Genomic DNA, 18,302 nt, shown 5'->3' with positions numbered 1-18,302 from the left:
CCTTAGATCAGGGCATGCCGGTCGGCACGCCCGTAGAACTGGACCTCACCGCTCGCGAGCAGCTCGGCGTCGGACACGTCCCACGTGTGTGCCGCGCCCGAGCGCACCTGGACGAAGTTGTACCGGTCGGCGGAGAAGACCCGCGCCCCGGCGTCGATCGCCGACCGGAGGAACCCGGTGTCCTCGCCCCGGCCGACGGACGCGAACGGCACCCGCTCGGCGAGACCGCGGGTCGCGACGATCGTCGGGCCCATGACGAAGTCCGTGTACCGGTGCTCCCAGTCAGCGAAGCGCAGCAGCGTCGCGTCGAGCGACGCCACGTACAGGTAGTGGGCCTGCTTGCCCACCACGTCGGCACCGGAGTAGGCCAGGGCGTCGAGCTGGTCGGACAGGTAGTGCTCGCCGTACAGGTCGTCGTCGTCCATCTTCGCGACGACGTCGCCGTCCGACGCCGCGACGAGGCGGTTGAGGCACTCCCCCAGCGGCACGTCCTCACCTGCCGTGAGGAGGACGAGGTCCTCGACCCCGGCCTCCTTGGCGCGCAGCCGCACGTCCGCCTCGTCCACGGCGAACCCGTGCGTGAGGAGCGCGAGCTGCACGTCCACGTCGCGCTGCGCGCCGACGGTCCGCAGCACGTGGTCGAGCTGGCCCGGGCGGTTGGTCGAGACCAGGGCAGAGACGCTCGGGCGAGCGACCGTCGCCGAGCCGGCCAGCCCGACGTCGTGCAGCACGCGCTGGACCCGCGCCCCGTACGTGTGCTCGCGCCAGATCCGCCGCTGCCCCCGGTGCGTGGCGCGGTCGCGCAGCTCGCGCGAGCGGACGAGCGCACGGATCGTGTGCGCGGCCTCGGCGCGCTCCCCGACGACGAACACCTCGTCGGGCGGGAAGAACTCGCCGACCGCCGCGCTCGGCGTCGTCACCACGGGCGTGCCGCACGCCGTGATCTCGAAGACACGGCGCGCGCACATGCTCGGCGAGTCGACGACCGAGCTCACGTTGAGGAACACCTTGTACTCGCGGTACGCGGTGAGCATGCGGTCGTAGTCGAGCGACCCGACGACGCGCGAGCCGAACGGCTCCGGGAACTGGTACCTCTCGTCCCCGCCCCGGAACCGGGAGAAGATCTCGAGACCGTGCTGCATGCGCGGCGAGACGTCGACGGCCGCGCCGAGCAGCAGGTCCATCTGCGCCCGACGCTCCGGGTACTTGTGCGCGAAGTACATGCCGCCGAACGCGACGTCGCCCGAGGGCCCGTCGCCGTGCGCGCGCGCGGGGTTGTGGATCGCGGGCTGCGCCCCGAACGCCAGGACCCCCACGCGGTCGTGGCCCAGCCGCTCGCGGTACGCGTCCACCCGCCCGACGTCGGTCGTGTACACGTGGTCGAACAGCGCCGCCGCGTCGAGGAAGTCCTCGAAGTGCGCCGGGTCCTCCTTGTTCCAGAAGACCGTGGGCACGCCGCGCTCGCGGCACGCGGCGACGAGCTCGACGAACGCCGGACGCGGGGCCGACGTCCCGGTGAGGTGGTACTGCCAGGCGCCCCCGTTCCCGTTCCACGCGGACTCGACGAACAGCAGGTCCAGCCCGGGACGACCGTCGCGCTCGCGGTCGAGCTCGTCGCGCCACGACGTCGGGGTGAGGACGACCTGGTCCCACTCGAACCCGAGGGCGAGCCGGGAGAAGTCGTCGAGGACGACACCGACGCGCAGGTCGGGGCGGGCAGCCGGACGGTCCGAGACCGTCCAGGGCTCGAAGGTCACCCCGTGGTCGGAACGGCTCGCCCCCGAGGAACCCGCGAGCCGCGGCACGCCGCGTCGACGAACATAGGTGCGGAACTGAGACAAACCGCCCCGGCGAAGGTGCCAGAAGGCTCTGCGTGCGTCATCGAGGCGAGAGCCCCCCCGTGCGTCCATGCCACCGTCTCGTCCGTTCGCAGCCGGCGCTCACGTCGTACTCCGGCCGCGCACATAGTACCGCTGTGCCGGTACTGCGGGAGCACCGGTCCGAGGCGCCGGTCAGGGCACGTACGCGACGACGACGTCGCCCTCCCCGTCCACGACGACGGCCCCGGTGCCGTGCGGGACGAACACGGACTCCCCCCGCACGAGCCGCGTCCCGGGCTCGGCCTCGGCGTCCGCGCGGCGCTCGGCACCGGCGTCCGCCCGGGGCGCGGCCGTGAGCGCCACCGCGCCGTCGAGGCACAGCACGACGCGCGGGCCGGCGGCGGGCAGGGCCACCGCTCCGGCGACGCGGCCTGCCCGGAGCGCGAACTCCGCGACGGGCGGGCGGTAGGCGACGAGGCCGCTGCCGTCGTCGACCAGGCGCGGGCGCGCGGCGGGGCCCGGTGTGCACGTGGCGCACTCGAGCAGGGCGTCGACGTCGACGAGCTTGCTCGTCAGCCCGGCCCGCAGGACGTTGTCGGAGCTCGCCATGATCTCGACGGCGCACCCGGACAGGTACGCGTGCACGTGCCCCGAGGGGACGAACATCGACTCACCGGGCTCCAGCGTGACGCGGTTGAGCATGAGCGACACGACGGCGCCCGGGTCACCCGGGTGCTGCTCCGCGAGCGCGAGGACGGTCGCGTCGGCGCGGCGCGACGTGCGTCGGCCGCCCGGCGCGGGCACCGCCGGCTCGCGCTCGGCGCGGGCCCGCACGGACGCGACGGTCAGCGCGAGGTCGGCCGCGACGTCGGGCTCCGCGCGGGCGTGGAGCGCGAGGGTGAACGCCTCGCGGACGCCCGCCTCGGTGGGGCGGGTGCGCAGGGTGTCACGCATCCGTCCGGCGAGCGCGCCGTCGAGCCCGTCGAGCAGCTCGAGGATGCGCGCGGGCCGGCGGAATCCGGAGAGGCCCTCGAAGCGGGAGACCGCCACGACCATCTCGGGCTTGTGCTGGTCGTCGTGGAAGCTGCGCAGCGGCGAGTCGCGCGCCACGCCCTCCCGGTTCTCGCGGTTGAACCCCTCGCGGGCGCGGTGCGGGTGCGGGTGGACCTGGAGCGAGAGCGCGCGCTCGGCCGCGAGCACCTTGAGGAGGTACGGCAGCCGGGGCCCGTACTGGTCGAGCACGCGCTGGCCCAGCACCCCCGCCGGGTCCGCGCGCACCAGGTCCGCGAGCGTCGTGCCCGACGCCGTCGCCGCGCCCGGGTCCGCCGTCCCGCCCGGGTGGGCGGCGCCGTCGGGCACGACGCGCGACGGCGCGAGCGGGTGCGCCCCCATCCACAGCTCGGCCGCCGGACGACCGTCCGGTGCCACCCCCAGGAGGTCCTGGATCGCCGACGTCGAGCCCCAGTCGTACCGCTGGACGGTGTTCTCCAGGCGGTAGAACGCGGGCGGACGAGCGCCGGGGAGGGCGTCGTCCACCGACGCCTCCCCCGACCGCTCGTCCGCCGCGCTCGTCATGGGCCGAGCCTAGAGGCCCAGGGCGTCCCGGATGGGGCCGAGGAGGAAGTACACGACGAACATCGCCGCCGCGACCCACATCAGCGGGTGGATCGCCCGGACCTTGCCGAGCGCGAGCTTGATGAGCACGAAAGCGAGGAAGCCCGCCCCGATGCCGTCCGCGATCGAGTACGTGAACGGCATGACGATGATCGTGAGGAACGCGGGGATGCCGATCTCGACGTTCTTCCAGGAGATGCCGGCGATCTGCGTCATCATGAGGAACCCGACGAAGACGAGCGCGGGCGCCGCGGCCTCGTAGGGCACGAGCGCGACGAGCGGCGACAGGAAGGTCGCGAGCAGGAACGCGATCCCCGTGACGACCGACGCGAGGCCCGTGCGGGCACCCTCGCCGGCACCCGTCGTCGACTCGACGAAGCTCGTGTTCGACGACACGGACCCGGCACCACCGGCCGCGGCGGCGATCGAGTCGACGACGAGGATCGCGCGCGAGCGCGGCGGGACGCCCTCGGCGTCGTTGAGGCGCGCCTCGGCGCCGACGGCGACCATCGTGCCCATCGAGTCGAAGAAGTCCGCGAGCAGGAGCGAGAACACCAGCAGGATCACGGTGACGGTCGCGATGTTCTGGAACGAGCCCAGGAGCGAGAACTGGCCGAGGAGGCCGAAGTCCGGGACCTGCACGACGCCGTCGAACGTGGGCGCGTTGAGGTTGAAGCCGTCCGGGTTCGAGCCGTCGGGGGCCTTCGCACCGATGTGGAGCGTGTTCTCCAGCACGACGGCGAGCACGGTCGCCGTGAGGATCGCGACGAGCAGGGCGCCCTTGACCTTGCGGACCCACAGCACGATCGTCAGCACGAGGCCCACGACGAACACGAGGATCGGCCACGTGCCGAGGTTGCCGAGCGCGAGGAGCGTGCCGCTGCCCGCGGTGACGAAGCCCGCGTTGACGAGGCCGATGAGCGCGATGAACAGGCCGATGCCGACGCTGATGGCGGTCTTCAGCTCGAGCGGCACCGCCCGGAAGACGGCCTCGCGGAACCCGGTCAGCACGAGCACGAGGATGATGAGGCCCTCGATGACGACGAGGCCCATCGCGTCCGCCCACGTGACCCCGGGCAGCGACGCGATCGAGTACGCGACCACCGCGTTGAGGCCGAGGCCGGCCGCGAGACCGAGCGGGAAGTTCGCGAAGACGCCCATGGCGAGCGTCATGACGCCCGCGACGAGCGCGGTGGCCGCGGCGATCTTGCCGAAGTCGGGCTCGGCACCCCCGCCGAGGAACTGGCCCGTGCCGTCCTGGACGGTCCCGATGATCAGCGGGTTCAGCACGATGATGTAGGCCATCGCGAAGAACGTCACGAGACCGCCGCGGATCTCGGTGCCGATCGTCGAGCCGCGCTCGGTGATCTTGAAGAAGCGGTCGATCGCGCCGCGCGCAGGCGCGGGGGCGTGCTCGTCCTCACGGACGGAGGTGGGGGTGGACATGGGGAGAATGCTGCCAGAACCGTGTGACCGCGCGGTAACGCGCCGGACACGGTCGGGCATCGCCCGTCGGGGTCGTCCGCGCACGTCAGGCCGCGCCGACGGCGTCGAGCGCCGCCCGGGGTGTGCTCGACGCCACGTCCGCCGCCCCGGGTGCCGCGCCGTCGTCGTGCGCGCGGGGTGCGCCGTGACCGTGCCCGAGGGACTCGGCCGTCGCGAGGTCGGTGACGCTGCGCGGCGCGCCCGAGGCGAGCGGGACCGCGTGCAGCACGTCGAGGATCGCGCTCGCCCGCTCCCCGGCCGGGCCGGCGGGGACGCCGTGCACGACCCGGGCCGGGTGCAGCAGGTCGACGACGGCGTGGCCCGGCCGGTGCTCGTCCGGCACCCAGGCGACCGTGGCGGGGACGCCGTCCGCGGCGAGGCACGCTGCGAGCAGCTCGGCGGTGCCCGCGGGGACGCGGGCGCGCCCGACGACGAGGTCGCCCGGGCCGAGGTGCGGGGCGAGGCCGTCGAGCGCGTCCCGCAGCGTCGCGACGCGCGCCGCACCCCCGGCGTCGGGCGCGGACCCGGCGCCGACGCAGAGCAGGTGCACACGCGCCCCGGCCACGGCCGTGCGGTCGGTCGTCGGGCGCAGGCGCCCGCTCACGAGGCCGAGCGTGAGGAGCCGGGGCAGCCGCGGCTCAGCGGTCCTCGGCCCAGCGCGGAGCGCGGCGAGCGCGCGCGGGTCCGGGTCGAGGAGCACGACCTCGTGCCCGGCGGCGGCGAGGCAGGCCGCGTGCAGGACGCCGCGCCGACCGCCTCCCGAGACCGAGACCCGCACGACGCACCTCCTCCTGCCCGCCCCGACATCCCGGCGGGCCTCAGTAGGCCCCGGAGCCGGAGAACACCGCGCGCGCCGTGCGCGCGAGGATGAGGAAGTCGCCGAACATCGTCCAGTTCTCCACGTAGTACACGTCGAGGCGGACGCTCTCCTCCCACGACAGGTCCGACCGGCCACCGACCTGCCACAGACCCGTGAGACCGGGCTTGACCAGGAGCCGACGGCGGACCTTCTTCTCGTACTTCTGCACCTCGCGCGGCAGCGGGGGCCGCGGGCCGACGAGGCTCATGTCACCGCGCAGGACGTTGAAGAGCTGCGGAAGCTCGTCGAGCGAGTAGCGGCGCAGCACCCGGCCGACGGGCGTCACGCGGGGGTCGTCGCGCATCTTGAACAGGAGGCCCGAGCCGTCGTTCTGCTCCTCGAGGTGCTCGACCTCGCGGTCGGCGCCCACGCGCATCGAGCGGAACTTGTACATCGAGAACGTGCGCCCGTTGCGGCCGACGCGCTCCTGGCGGTAGAGGACGGGACCGCGGCTCGTGAGCATGACGGCGAGCGCGACCGCGACGAGCACGGGCAGCGCGACGAGCGTGATGACGGCCGCGCCCGTCCAGTCCACGACCGACTTCACGGCGAACTTCGGCCCCGTGAAGCGGGGCGCGTCCACGTGCAGGAGCGAGACGCTCTCGGCGGGCGTGATGGTGATGCGGGGGCCGGCGACGTCCGCGAGCTCCGCCGTGAGCATGAGGTCGACGCCGTACGGCTCGAGCTCCCAGCCCAGGCGGCGCACGACCTCGGCCGTGATGGCGTCCGAGCCGGAGACCGCGACGACGTCCGCGCCCACGCGGGTCGCGACCTCGCCCGCGTGCCGGAGCTCGCCGAGGACCGGCACGCCGTGGATCTCCTCCCCCGCGCCGAACCCGCCCGACGGGACGCACACGCCGACGACGCGGTAGCCCGACTCGTCGCGGGAGTTGAGGTCGCGGATGAGGCGCTCGGCCTGGTCGCGGTGCCCGATCGCGAGCACCGCGGACCGCATGCCGCCGTGGGCGCGCTGACGGTGCAGCCACTGGCGCCAGGCGTACCGGCCCGCGAGCAGCCCGGCGAGACCGAGCGGGAAGGCGAACGCGAGGTAGCCCCGCGTCTCCGGGAAGCGGAGCAGGAAGGCGAGGACGGCGAGCACCGCGAAGAGGCGCCACGACGCGTCGAACACCCGGTGGTACTCCGTGGGCCCGCTGCCCATGACGCGAGGGTCGCGCGTCCGGCTGGCCACGAGGGACACCGACCAGGCCACGCCCACGAGCACGGACAGCACCACGTAGGGGACACGGGCCCGGCTCACGGGCTCGTCGATCACGGCGTCCCAGCGCAGGAAGTAGGCGACCAGCACGGCCACGACGATCACGACCGTGTCGGTGACGAGCAGCCGACGGCGGTACGCGACCTCCCAGCCCTGCGCGGCGAACGCGGCCCGTGCGGCACGGATGCGTGCCGCGGGCGACGCGGTGAGAAGGGTGCGCAGACCTCGTCTCGTGTCGTCGGTGACGCTGTGGGACATGCGTCCACCTCCGGTCGGCTCCACACCCTGCATGGCGACTCATCCTAGGTTCGAGAAAGTGCGATAACGAGGGTTGACGAGGGCTTTCACCCGGGTGAGAAGGCGTTCCGGACGACCGCTGTCCGGAAGGTCCCGAGCCGCAGGATCCTGCGGTTCTCACGTCGACTGCATGTCGCGGAGGAATTCACTGGACAGGTGTCCAGGTCTGGCGTTCCGCAGCACGCGACGCAGCGTACGGAGAAGGCGTGAGGGAGTTCCCACCCACAGACCGGGGCGGTTCGAGCTGGACGGGCGACCACGAGCGGGAGAGCGTGGCGGGCCGCTTGCATCGTAGCGCGCGGTTGCGGGTGCTCCGGACGTGTGCTCACACCAGAAGGAGAAGAGACGCAGGTCACGCGTGTGACGCGCCGTGGGGGTGAAAAGAGCGGCCCGTCGCTACGATGCTCGGGTGCCCTCGGTCGTGACCCTCCTCCTCCACCCCGAACGCCGGCGCCCCGACCCGGCGCCCTGGCGGGTCGACCTGCGCGTCGTCATCCTCGCCGGCATGGCGCTCTGGACGGTTGCGCTCGTCGTGTGCGCCGTCCTGCTCGCCACCGGGACGCTCGCGCCCCGCGCGGTCGCGACGTGCGCCGTCGGCCTCGCGCTCGGCGCTCTCGGCCTCGTCTGGGAGCGGCGGAACCGGACCCGCTACCGCGCGTCCGCCGACGACTGAGGGGCGTCCCAGGCCGTCCGCGCCACCGTGCCCTGCGCCCCGCGCGGGTCGCGGAGCACCTCTTCGAGCACGTGCCGTGCGCCGTGACGTCCCGCGACCACGGCGAGTGCCGCCGCGAGCCCTGCCGGGCCGGTCGCGTGCACGACGACGCCCGCTCCCCCACGACCCTCGACCCACCACGGGACCGCGACCCCGTCGACGCGGAGGTCGTCGTGCCGTTCCCAGGTGCGTGGCAGGGGCGCACCGACGACGGCCACCACCTCGGCCGGGACGTCCTCGCGGTGCCCGGCGGCGTCCGGCGCCGGAGCGGTACCGGTGACCGTCGCGACGTCGAGCAGGTCCGCGACGTCCTCGACCAGGTCCCGTCCGGCGGGCACGAGCGGGCGCAGCGGCGCCCACATCGGGTCCGGGGCCACCGCGACGTCCTCGGCCGGCGCGACGACGACCGCCCCGCCGTGCAGCGCGGGCACCCGCGCGGGGGGCGGGTCGAGCCGCAGCCCGCGCCCGGCCAGCGTCTCCAGGGCGCGCCACAGGGCCAGCGCCGCCCGGGCGTCGACCCGTGATCCGACCGGGGGCAGCCCGTCGAGCAGGTCGGCCCACTCCTCCGGGTCGAGCTCGGCGAGGTCGTGCACACCCCCGACGGCGGCGAGCGACGCGTCGTCGAGCCCCGCCACCTCGGGCGGTGCCGGACGCAGGAACGCGGCGGCCGGGCCGCCGTCGAGCGCGAACGGCCCGCCGAGCTCCTCGCGCAGCCACCACGCCGTGTACGAGCGCGCCGCCGTCGCGCGCCCGCCCTCCGCGCGCACAGGCGTGAGCAGCGCCTCCCGCGCCGCGGGATCGCCCGCGAGCCGGGCGAGCACGTCGGGCCACGCGTGTTCGGCCACCGCGTCCAGGTCCGCGACGGCGAGCACGTCCCCCACGTACGCCTCGGGGCCGAGCGTCGCCGCGAGGTGCTCGAGGTACCCGGCCCAGTCGGAGAGCCAGCCCTCGGGCGCGTGCGGGTCCAGGTCGGGCTCGTCGTCGTCCGACGTGGGCGTGAGGACGTCGCGCACCCGCAGCACGGTCGGCCCCGCCGCCGCGCCCACCGCGCGCAGCACCGGCTCGCCCCAGCGCGCGACGACCCCCGGGTCGACGACGTCGAGCCCGTCGAGCGCGTCCGCCGCCCAGGTCCCCGGCAGTGCGCAGCCGCGCGCGGGCGACCAGCCGCCGCCCGTCGTCGGGACCGGGAGCTCGCCCCACCAGAACGGCAGGGCGTCGCCGGGGTCCCGCACGTCGCGCAGCGCGGCGGCGACCAGCGCGAGCAGCCGCTCGACCTCGGGGGCGGGGTCGTCGTCCGCCTCCGCGGCGTCGGCGGCGGCCAGCACGCGCTCGCGCACCGCGCCGTCGGCGAGCACCGCGCGCAGGTCCGTCGCCCGTGCGCCCAGCCGTTCGAGCAGCGGGTGCGCCGCCCGCGGGTCGACGACGCGGAGACCGAGGTCGGCGGCGTCCCGCGCGTCGAGCGTCCCGCCGTCCGTGCCGCCGTCCGTGCCGTCGGCCGTGCCGTCGTCCGGGCCGTCGTCGAGGAGCAGCAGGCCGCGCGCCCCGCGCACGACCTGCCCGCCGAGCAGCGGGACCGGGAGCGCGCCCAGCGCCTCGAGCACCGACCGGTCCCCTGCGTGCGGGGCGAGGGCGTCGTACAGCGCCCGCCAGCGCGCGGGGTCGGCGACGAGAGGGAGGTCGTCCAGGACGTCGGCGAGATCGACGTGCTGCGCCCCGAGCGACCGCGCGACCGCGCGCAGCGGTCCCGGCACGTCGACGAGGTGCGCCACCCCGAGCTCGGCACGCACGCGCGCGTCGCCCACGTCCCCGGCGAGGACGCGCGCCTCGGCGGGCGCGAGGAGCCGCCGCCCGTCCCGGTGCGGCGCGCCGTGCTCGTCGGGCTCGTCGTGCTCCGCGAGGCTCGGCAGGTCCCCCCACGGGTCGTCCCGCGCGAGGTCGGGCTGATCGGGCGGCAGGTCGAGCGGGAGGAGCGGCGTGCGGGCCAGGGCCGTCGTCGCCGCCGCGCGGACCGCCTCGTCGACCGCGCTCGTCGGCAGCCCGGTCGGCACGAGCCCGAGCACGTCGGCGCCGCGGTCGGCCGCGAGCGACCCGAGGAGCGCCGCGTACGCGCGACCCGCCTCGTGCGCGACGTGGTCGGTCACGGCGCCCCGCGGGACGTGCCGGCGCGCCGGGTCGAGCGGGAACGTCGCGAGGAGCAGCGCCGGGAACGTGAGCCGCTCGTCCGTCGGGGTGGGGGCGTGCAGCACGGTCGGAGCCGCCGCGTCGTGGGGCAGCGCCCAGGTGACGGACCAGCGGTCGGCGCCACGCTCCTCGACGGGACGGTCCGCGAGGAGCGCAGGGTCGAGCGTCCCCTCGCGTCGCAGCACCGTCCAGCGCTCGTCGACGTCCGCGACCCGGCGCTCCACGACGCCGTCGCCGGCCACGACGACCTCCGTGAGCGCGGGCAGCGCGAGCAGCAGCGGGTCGCCGACGTCCGCGAGCTCGGCCCGCACGGCGTCGAGCGCCGCGTCGTCGCGCAGCTCGACCTCGACCACCGTGTCGTACCCCGGCGGCACCTCGACGCGTGCCGGGAAGGGCAGCCGCAGCACCGGGAGCCGGTCTCCGCGGCCCGCGACCTCGGCGGCGAGGTCCGGGCGGTCCGACAGCACGTCGTCGAGCGCGGCGCGCGTGCGGTCGAGCGAGAGCTCGACGGCGCGGTCTCCCGCGCCGACGCGTACGCGGTCCGCGACCGAGCGGACCGCCGCGAAGCCGACCCCGAAACGCCCGACCGTGCGCGGGCCACCGGCTGCACCCGCGCCCCGGCCCGTGGCCGAGGCCCGCATCGCGACGAGCGACGCGACGCCCGCCGCGTCGAGGGGTTCGCCCGTGTTGGCCGCGCGCAGCACCCAGCGCCCGCCGAGGTCGGACGGCGCGTGGAGGCTCAGCCGGAGCCGACCGGGGACGCCCGCGCGGGCGGCGGCGTCGGCCGCGTTCTGCGCGAGCTCGACGACGACCCGCCCCCGGTACGACCCGTGGGCGTGGTCCTCCTCGGTGTTCGCGTCCTCACGCAGGCGCGTCGGCGAGGACCGCCACGCCTCCAGGACCGCACGACGCAGCGCGGCCGTCCCGAAGACGTCCCGCGTCACTCCCGCGGCTCGTCCGGCGCGGCGTCGACGACGGCATCCGGCGCGGCGTCGGGATCGGGCGCGGTCTCCCCGTCGGCCGGCTCACCGGCCACGGCGGCCTCCGGCGCGGTGGTGACCGACGTCGGGACGTCGGTCACCGGCGTCGGCTCGTCCTGCGCCGCCGGAACCGTCGCCTCCTGGGCGGTCTCGTCCGGGGCGGTCTCCGTCGGCGCGGCCCCGTCCCGGGCCGCCTCCTTCCGGGCGACCGCGGACTCGAGGAGCGTGACGATCTCGACGTGCAGCTCGTCGACGAGCGGGTCCGGGTCCGGCCACTCGCTGCGCTGCGGCTCGACGTCCGTCTCCGAGTGCGCGCCGCAGCCGTGGTCGAGGCTCACGACCTTGCCGTCGTCCGGCGACCACTCGTTCGCGCACACGCCGAAGACCTGGCCGAGGCTGCCCTGGAGCGGCACGAGGAAGCCGCACGACCCGCAGTCGGCCGCGGCGGCCACGGCACCGCGCGTCGTCGGGCCGCGCGACCCGCGGTACCAGCGCTCCGCGGCCTCGTCGCGGCCCTGCGGCGACAGCACGCGGGCACGCGCGAGCGCGAGCTCCTCGATCGCGACGGCGTCCTGCTCCTCGTCGCCCGTGGGCACGTAGCCGGGCTCGAGGCGCGGGTCGTCGGCGCGGAAGGGCAGCACGTCGCCTGGGCCCACGTCGCCCGGGCGCAGGCGCTCGGACCACGGGAGCCACGACGGCGCGAGCAGCGCACCGTCACCGGGCAGCAGCTCGACCTCGCACACCGTGGCCGTCCGGCCGCGCGGCACGCGCGCGAGCGTGACCGTCCAGTGCCAGCCGCGGTAGCCGCGCATCGTGCACGCGAACCGGTGGGAGATGAGGCGGTCCGCCTCGGCGACCGTGCCGAGGTGCTCGCCCACGTCCTCCGGGCTCTCGGCCACCTCCTGCGCCGCGGCGCGCGCGAGCTCGACCGCGCCCGTGAGCACGGCGTCCCGCGCCGCGCGCGCGGAGACTCCTCGGACGCGCTCCTCTGCGGCTGCCACGGCGGACATCGTCAGGCCTCGATCTCGTCCGCGACCGCGCGCAGGACCGCGGCGACCTTGGTGGCCTTGCCCTTCTCCGGGTAGCGGCCACGGCGCAGGCCGTTGCCGATCCCGTCGAGCTCCTTGATGAGGTCCTCCACGATGACCGCCATCTCGTCCGCCGAGCGACGCTTCGCCTTGACGACCGAGGGCGCCGGGTCGAGGAACGTGACGGCGAGCGCCTGCGGGCCACGGCGCCCGTCCGCGACGCCGAAGTCGACGCGAGCGCCCGGCTTGGGCGCGGGGGCGTCCGCGGGCAGGGCGGAGGCGTGCAGGAAGACCTCGCCGCCGTCGTCGTTGGCGATGAAGCCGAACCCGCGTTCGGTGTCGAACCACTTGACCTTGCCGGTGGGCACGTGAACCTCGTTCGTGCTCGTAGGAACCAGAACCCCCAGGTTACCGGCCACGCGGCGGCAAAGCCGCATCCATACCGTGGGCGCGCTCCGGGCGAGCCCCGACGACCGGGCGCGGCACGTCGTCGGCCCGGTCAGCGCGCAGGCGACCGCGGGACCACGCCGGCGTCCGCCCCGACCCGCAGCGCGACGGCGTCGAACCAGTCGGCGTAGTCGGCGACCGTGCGGTGGAGGTGGCCGAAGAGCTCGAACGACACCGTGCCGAACAGGGTCGTCCAGGCCATGAGCGTGCGCACGACGGCCTCGGGCGGGACGTCGGGCGTGGTCAGCCCGCGCGCGCTCACGTACGCGACGGCGGGGGCGACGAGCGCGGCCGCCTCCCCGCCCGACGGCGGTGCGGGCACCGGGCCCTCGCCGTCCGCCCAGGAGTCGGCGACGACCCGGACGAGCGCCCGCACGACGCGCGTCGCGGGCTCGACCGTGTCCTGCGGCGCCGCGTACCCCGGGACGGGGGTGCCGTAGAGCAGCCCGAACTCCCCGGGACGCGCGACGCACCACGTGCGGAGCGCACGGCACGCGGCGAGCCAGCGACCGGGCAGGTCGTCGCGCGCGACGACGGCCTCCGCGGCCTCGACGGCGGCCCCGAGCTCGTCGTAGCACTCGACGAGGAGCGCGGTGAGCAGCGCGTCCCGGCTCGGGAAGTACCGGTAGACGGCGGACGACACCATGCCGACGTCGCGCGCGACGGCCCGCAGCGAGAGCGCGGCGGGCCCGTCGGCGACGAGCCGCGCGCGGGCGGCGTCGAGGATCTCGCGCGTGAGGGTCTCGCGCGCCAGGGCGCGCGCCGTCCGAGGTGCCGTCATCCCGTCAGGGTCGCAGACGAGAGCGCTGACCACCAACGAGAGCAGTGCTCTTGCTTTGTCGTGGCCGCCGTGCCAGGCTGCTGCTGACACGAGAGCACTGCTCTCGGAAAGGAGCCCTCATGTCCAGCGCCTCGTCCTCCCCCGACCGGCACGTCGTCGTCGGCGCCGGCCCGGTCGGCCGCCACGTCGCCGCCGAGCTCGCGGCCCGCGGGTCCCACGTCACCGTCGTGACCCGCAGCGGACGCGACACCGGGATCGCCGGCGTCACGCACCTCGCCCTCGACGCGTCCGACGCCGACGCGCTGAGCCGCGCCGCGGACGGCGCCGCCGTGCTCTACAACTGCGCCAACCCCGGCGACTACACGCAGTGGGAGCGGGTCTGGCCGCCGCTCGCCGCCGCGCTGCTCACCACGGCCGAGCGGACCGGCGCCGTCTACGCGATCACCGGCAACCTCTACCCCTACGGCCCGGTCGACGGACCCATGACCGAGGACCTGCCCGACGCCGCGACCGACCACAAGGGCGTCCTGCGCGCCCGGTTGTGGGCCGACGCCCTCGCCGCGCACCGCGCCGGCCGTGCGCGCGTCGTCGAGGTGCGCAGCTCCGACTTCGTCGGGCCCGGGGTCGGCGCCAACGGCCACGTGTCGCGCGTGGTCCCCGCCGCGCTGCGCGGCCGGGCCGTCACGATGATCGGCCGCACCGACCTGCCGCACTCGTTCACCGACGTGCAGGACGCGGCGCGCACGCTCGTCGCGGCGGCCGCCGACCCGAGCGCGCTCGGTCGCACGTGGCACACCCCGAGCAACCCGCCGCGCACCCAGCGCGAGGCGCTGGCCGACGTCCTCGCGAGCGTCGGGCGCCCGCCGGTCCCGGTGCGCTCGCTGCGCGGCCCCGGGCTCGCGGTCGCCGGGCTGTTCTCGCCGCTGCTGCGCGAGCTGCGCGACCTCGCCTACCAGTGGGAGAGGCCCTACGTCCTCGACGACACCGCGGCCCGCGCCCGCTTCGGCATCGAGCCCACGCCCTGGGACGAGGTCTGCCGCCGGACCGCCCGCGGCTGACCGGTGGCGGGTGACAGGACGCGCGATTCGGCACGCCATGCGCTGTTCGGCACCTGGGGCTGCCGACGTCCCGCATGCGGTGCCGACCCGCGTCCGCCCTGCCGAAGCGTCTGACCGTCGCGCACAGGCGCCGTCGACCGGAGACCGTCCACAGGACCGGTCCGGACGACCCGCGCGCGCTCCCGGACCGGGCACGCTCGCCCGATGCACGACGACGACCCTCTCGCCCCCGGCGGACCTCGACGACCCGCGTTGCTGCTCGCGGCGGAGCACCCGCCCCAGCTCGTGCGACAGGCCGCGTCCTCCGGGTCCTGGGAGCGGGTGCGTCGGGGCGTCTACCGCGAGACCGGCACCACCAGGAGGATCGGGCCCGCTGACGAGCGCGACCTCGTGCTGGACCGGGCGACCGCGCTCCATCGCACCCTCCGCGCGGACCACGTCCTCAGCCACACCACCGCCGCCCTCGTCCACGGCCTGCGTCTGTGGACGGCGCCCCGCGACGTGCACGTGGTGCAGCCCTACCGGCGGTCCGGGCGCGCGGATCCCACGGTCGCGAGGCACCTCGGACTCGTCGACGCCGTCGACCGGTGCGTCGTCGGCGGCCTGCCGGTGACGACACCTGCCCGCACCGTCGCCGACTGCCTGCGCACCCTGAGCCCGCTCGAGGGGCTGGTCGTCGCGGACGCGGCGCTCGCGCGGGGTCTCTCCCGCGAGGACGTCGCGGCCTGCCTCGCGCGACAGCCCCGGGCTGCCGGGGCATCTCGCGCCCGGCACGTCCTCCGGCTCGCGGACGCCGGCGCCGAGTCGGCCTGGGAGACGTGGTTGCGGTACCTCGTCCTCCGGCTCGGCCTGCCCCGCCCGTCGACGCAGGTCCCGGTCCGTACCTCGGTCGGTCGGGTCCGCGCGGACCTCGGGTGGGAGCCGTGGCGGCTGCTGCTGGAGTTCGACGGGCTGGTGAAGTACCGCACGACGGGCGACGGCCTCGCTCCCCGTGAGGACCCGGGCCGCGTCCTCGTCGCGGAGAAGCGACGGCACGAGGCGATCGAGGCGACCGGACGTCGCGTGCTGCGGTTCAGCGCGCGGGACGCACCCGACGCCGTCGGCGAACGGGTCCTGCGCTGGGTGCCGCCGGACGTCGTGGCGTCGCTGCGCCCTGACCGTCACCTTCCCCCGCTGCGCTGACCGGTCGGCACCCCGGCGGCGGTTCGGCACTCGCAGCACTCTTCGGCACCTCGAGGTGCCGAAGAACGACAGGAGGTACCGAACCGTCAGCACAACCCGCGTAGCATCGTACGGATGGCCACCTCCCGGCCCGAGCGGGCTCCGACGTACAGCGAGTCGCTGCGCCAGCGCGACGACGACGCGCTGGTCACCCTGCTCGCGGGGCGTCCCGACCTCGCCACCCCCTCCCCCTCGACGCTGCTCTCGCTCGCCGCGCGCGCGATGAACCGCACGAGCCTCGAGCGCGCGCTCGCCGGCCTCGACGAGCTGACGCTGCACGTGCTCGAGTCGGTGCTCGTGCTCGACTCGGTGGGCACGCCCGCGACGGCGGCCGCGGTGGCCCGCGCGACGGGCGTGGACCGCGCGTCGGTCACTGCAGCGCTCGCGCGCCTCGACGAGCTCGCGCTCGTGTGGTCGCCCGGTACGCGCTCGGCCGGGTTCCGCCCGGCGCCCGGGACGGCCGAGGTGCTCGGACCGCACCCCGCGGGCCTGGGCCCGGTCTCCGGCGACACGGGCGGCGCCCCGGCGCCGTCCGTCGACCTGCCCGACGACGCACCGCCGGGCGCGCGCGCCATCCTCGACGCGCTCGCGTGGGGGCCGCCCGTCGGCGTCGCCCCGCGCTCCGACCCGTCCGCACGCCGGGCGACGGCCTGGCTGGTCGAGCGCGGCTACCTCCGCGCGACCGACGAGCGGCACGTCGTCCTGCCGCGCGAGGTGGGGCTCGCGCTGCGCGGCGGCCGCACCCACCGCGACGTGCGCACGACGCCGCCCGCGCCCGAGGTGCGCGAGCTCCCCGCGGCGACGGTCGAGGCGGAGTCCGCGAGCGCCGGTCTGGAGGCGGTGCGCCTCGTCGCGCGCCTCGTCACGCACTGGACCGAGCACCCGCCGGGCGTCCTGCGCGCGGGGGGCCTCGGGGTGCGCGACCTGCGCCGCGCGGCCCTCGCGCTCGAGGTCGACGACGCGACGGCGGCCGCGGTCGTCGAGCTCGCCGCGGCGGCAGGCCTCGTGGCCGACGACGGCGACGACCCGCCCACGTTCGCCCCGACCCCGACGGCCGAGGACTGGCTCGACGACGACCTGGGCGACCGGTGGGCGACGCTGGCGCGCGGGTGGTGGCGGTCGCGCCGCACGCCGTGGCTCGTCGGGAGCCGTGACGAGAAGGGCGCCCTGCGCGCCGCGCTCGACCCCGAGCTGTGGCGGCCCTGGGTCCCGCGGCTGCGCCGCTCGGTCCTCGACGTGCTCGCCCTCGCGCCCGACCGGCCGCTCGACGCGTCCGACGTCGTCGCGGTCCTGCGCTGGCGCACGCCGCGCGCGGTGCCGCCGGAGCAGGCCGTCGCGGGGCTGCTGCGCGAGGCCGCGCTGCTCGGGGTGACGGGCGCGGGCGCGCTCGCGCCCCCGGGTCGGGCGCTCGTCGCGGGCGACGACCCCGCGGCGTCGGCGGAGCCCGTGGACCTGGGCGCCGCGTTCGAGGCCGTGCTCCCGCCCGAGGTGGACGACCTCCTGCTCCAGGGAGACCTCACGGGCATTGTGCCGGGCCGGCCGTCGCGCACGCTCGAGCGGCTCGTGGAGGTCGCGGCCGACGTCGAGTCGCGCGGTGCCGCGACCACGGTCCGGTTCACGCCGGAGTCGGTGCTGCGCGCGCTCGACCGGGGCGCGACGGCGGACGAGCTGCTCGCCGAGCTCGCGTCGCACTCCCGCACGCCCGTGCCTCAGCCGCTGGAGTACCTGGTGCGCGACACCGCGCGCCGCCACGGGAGGGTGCGGGTCGGGACGGCGTCGTCGTACGTGCGCGCCGAGGACCCGGTGCTCCTCGCGGGCATCGCGGAGGACCCCGCGCTGCGCGGCCTCGGCCTGGTGCTCCTCGCGCCGACCGTGCTCGCGTCCGGCGCACCGGCCGGGGAGCTGCAGGACGCGCTGCGGGCGCGCGGAGTGCCGTCGGTCGTGGAGGGCCCGGACGGGCGCGTGCTCGTCGCGGACCGTGCGGGCCGTCGCGACCTGCCCGACGCCGCGGGCCCGGCCCGGCGAGGACGGGCCGGGACGGTCGTCGGACGGCGCGGGAACCGCGCCCGGACCGGCGTCGTGCCGGGTTCCGGGGCGCGCGTCGACGAGGCGCGGGACGCGGCCGGGAGCGACGCGCAGCGGTTCGCCGACCTCGTCGCCCGGCTGCGCGCCGCCGACACGCGCTCGGCGGAGGAGGCCCAGACCCGCGCGGCCGGCGGTGCACGCGCCGACGGCGACGGGTCGCGCCGGGGCGGGGGGACGGCGTCGGGCAGGGCGGGACGCGGGGACGACGGACCCGAGGGAACAAGCGACCCGGTGGCGGCGTTGGGGCTCCTGCGCGAGGCGATCGCGGACGGCGCCATGGTGTGGCTCGAGGTCGTCGGGTCGACGGGCGCGCCGGACCGCCGCCGGGTGCGGCCCCTCACGCTCGACGCCGGTCGGTTGCGCGCGCAGGACCCGGCCCGCGACGCCGAGCTCACGGTCGCGGTCCACCGCATCGCGTCCGTGACGCCGGACTGACCCCGGACCACACCCCGCGCCCGCCATCGACACCGCCCCCGGACCGACCACGGACCGCTCGACCCTCGGCCACCCACGGCAAG

General features: G+C 76.3%; 13 protein-coding genes. 4 read left to right on the top strand and 9 right to left on the bottom strand.

The features are described from left to right. Window positions 1–2: 2 nt before the first annotated feature. The 5 genes from ACZ4MO_RS11755 to ACZ4MO_RS11735 form a co-directional block, all read right to left on the bottom strand. On the bottom strand, window positions 3–1,757 hold the full coding sequence (locus ACZ4MO_RS11755) for a glycosyltransferase family protein (RefSeq protein WP_342779580.1): 1,755 nt from the start codon (window positions 1,755–1,757) through the stop codon (window positions 3–5). A gap of 255 nt (window positions 1,758–2,012) precedes the next feature. Beyond that, the gene (gene manA, locus ACZ4MO_RS11750) at window positions 2,013–3,395 is read right to left on the bottom strand and encodes a mannose-6-phosphate isomerase, class I (protein WP_175008982.1); all 1,383 of its coding nucleotides are present in this window, start codon (window positions 3,393–3,395) and stop codon (window positions 2,013–2,015) included. A gap of 9 nt (window positions 3,396–3,404) precedes the next feature. Then, window positions 3,405–4,880, bottom strand: coding sequence for an NCS2 family permease (locus tag ACZ4MO_RS11745; RefSeq protein WP_074808173.1), 1,476 nt, complete (start codon window positions 4,878–4,880; stop codon window positions 3,405–3,407). Window positions 4,881–4,965: 85 nt separating this feature from the next. Beyond that, entirely contained in the window at window positions 4,966–5,697 is a 732-nt protein-coding gene (locus ACZ4MO_RS11740; RefSeq protein WP_499278943.1) for a hypothetical protein, read from the bottom strand. A 40-nt stretch (window positions 5,698–5,737) separates the two neighbouring features. Next, window positions 5,738–7,252 carry an exopolysaccharide biosynthesis polyprenyl glycosylphosphotransferase gene (locus ACZ4MO_RS11735; protein ID WP_175008984.1) on the bottom strand — a complete coding sequence of 505 codons (1,515 nt, stop codon included), beginning with the start codon at window positions 7,250–7,252 and terminating at the stop codon, window positions 5,738–5,740. Window positions 7,253–7,700: 448 nt separating this feature from the next. On the opposite strand from ACZ4MO_RS11735, the gene ACZ4MO_RS11730 reads away from it, so the two are divergent. Next, window positions 7,701–7,964, top strand: coding sequence for a DUF2530 domain-containing protein (locus tag ACZ4MO_RS11730; RefSeq protein WP_108049455.1), 264 nt, complete (start codon window positions 7,701–7,703; stop codon window positions 7,962–7,964). Here the strand turns inward: ACZ4MO_RS11730 and ACZ4MO_RS11725 are convergent. From ACZ4MO_RS11725 to ACZ4MO_RS11710, 4 genes are all read right to left on the bottom strand, one after another. Further along, on the bottom strand, window positions 7,940–11,128 hold the full coding sequence (locus ACZ4MO_RS11725; protein ID WP_186810433.1) for a sacsin N-terminal ATP-binding-like domain-containing protein: 3,189 nt from the start codon (window positions 11,126–11,128) through the stop codon (window positions 7,940–7,942). The two genes, ACZ4MO_RS11730 and ACZ4MO_RS11725, sit on opposite strands and share 25 nt — an antisense overlap. Beyond that, on the bottom strand, window positions 11,125–12,165 hold the full coding sequence (locus ACZ4MO_RS11720) for a DUF3027 domain-containing protein (protein ID WP_499278941.1): 1,041 nt from the start codon (window positions 12,163–12,165) through the stop codon (window positions 11,125–11,127). Before ACZ4MO_RS11720 ends, ACZ4MO_RS11725 begins: the two co-directional genes overlap by 4 nt. A gap of 11 nt (window positions 12,166–12,176) precedes the next feature. Further along, on the bottom strand, window positions 12,177–12,560 hold the full coding sequence (locus ACZ4MO_RS11715; RefSeq protein WP_034651071.1) for a cold-shock protein: 384 nt from the start codon (window positions 12,558–12,560) through the stop codon (window positions 12,177–12,179). A 131-nt stretch (window positions 12,561–12,691) separates the two neighbouring features. Next, on the bottom strand, window positions 12,692–13,420 hold the full coding sequence (locus ACZ4MO_RS11710; RefSeq protein ID WP_175008986.1) for a WHG domain-containing protein: 729 nt from the start codon (window positions 13,418–13,420) through the stop codon (window positions 12,692–12,694). Between the two features lie 119 nt (window positions 13,421–13,539). Here ACZ4MO_RS11710 and ACZ4MO_RS11705 point away from each other — a divergent pair, with 119 nt between their 5' ends. The 3 genes from ACZ4MO_RS11705 (at window position 13,540) to ACZ4MO_RS11695 (ending at window position 18,219) form a co-directional block, all read left to right on the top strand. After that, complete coding sequence (locus tag ACZ4MO_RS11705) at window positions 13,540–14,478, top strand: NAD-dependent epimerase/dehydratase family protein (RefSeq protein ID WP_175008987.1); 939 nt, start codon at window positions 13,540–13,542, stop codon at window positions 14,476–14,478. Between the two features lie 204 nt (window positions 14,479–14,682). Next, on the top strand, window positions 14,683–15,660 hold the full coding sequence (locus ACZ4MO_RS11700) for a hypothetical protein (RefSeq protein ID WP_255437224.1): 978 nt from the start codon (window positions 14,683–14,685) through the stop codon (window positions 15,658–15,660). Window positions 15,661–15,774: 114 nt separating this feature from the next. Beyond that, a complete protein-coding gene (locus tag ACZ4MO_RS11695) occupies window positions 15,775–18,219 on the top strand; it encodes a helicase-associated domain-containing protein (RefSeq protein ID WP_175008988.1) in 2,445 nt (814 codons plus the stop codon). Window positions 18,220–18,302: the final 83 nt, after the last annotated feature.

Source organism: Sphaerisporangium cinnabarinum, assembly GCF_055567015.1.
The sequence above is the reverse complement of the archived record's forward strand: the minus strand, read 5'-3'. Positions and strand labels throughout refer to the sequence as shown.